Origin of the sequence: Streptomyces sp. PU-14G (genome assembly GCF_041028275.1) — a bacterium.
In the GTDB taxonomy this organism is placed as follows: Bacteria; Actinomycetota; Actinomycetes; order Streptomycetales; family Streptomycetaceae; genus Streptomyces.
Window position 1 is genome coordinate 1 of the sequence record NZ_JASKYT010000777.1, and the last position, 517, is coordinate 517.

1 pseudogene is annotated in these 517 nt (G+C 73.7%); it reads left to right on the forward strand.

Going from position 1 to position 517, the window contains the following annotated elements:
- Positions 1-391 (forward strand): annotated as a pseudogene (locus AB8Z75_RS35260) (DNA replication and repair protein RecF); the annotation flags it as partial.
- Positions 392-517 lie beyond the last annotated feature (126 nt).

Here is a 517-nt window from a genome sequence, read left to right on the forward strand (position 1 = left end):
GTTGTACACGGGGCTGCTGGGGGCGCTGGGTGAGGCGCGCAAGCAGGAGATCGAGCGCGGGGTGACGCTGGTGGGCCCGCACCGCGACGAGGTGCTGCTGCGGCTGGGTGAGCTGCCGGCGAAGGGGTACGCGAGCCATGGCGAGTCGTGGTCGTACGCGTTGGCGCTGCGGCTGGCCGCCTATGAGCTGCTCAAGAGCGAGGGGCACGAGCCGGTGCTGGTCTTGGACGACGTCTTCGCCGAGTTGGACGCGCGGCGCCGTGCGCGGCTGGCCGAGTTGGTGGCCCCGGCCGAGCAGGTGCTGGTGACGGCCGCTGTTCCCGAGGACGTTCCGGAGGTTTTGCGGGGCGCGCGGTTCGCGGTGGCGGACGGGGAGGTGAACGCGCTGTGAGCGGTGGTGCGACGCGGGGCGGCGGGGCCGAGCCGTCCGGCGGGTCTTCCGCCGAGGGGTCTTCTGCTGTGGAGGAGGCCGCGGAGGGGAGGGAGCCGCGGGCGAGCAGTGGGGTGGATCTGGCGC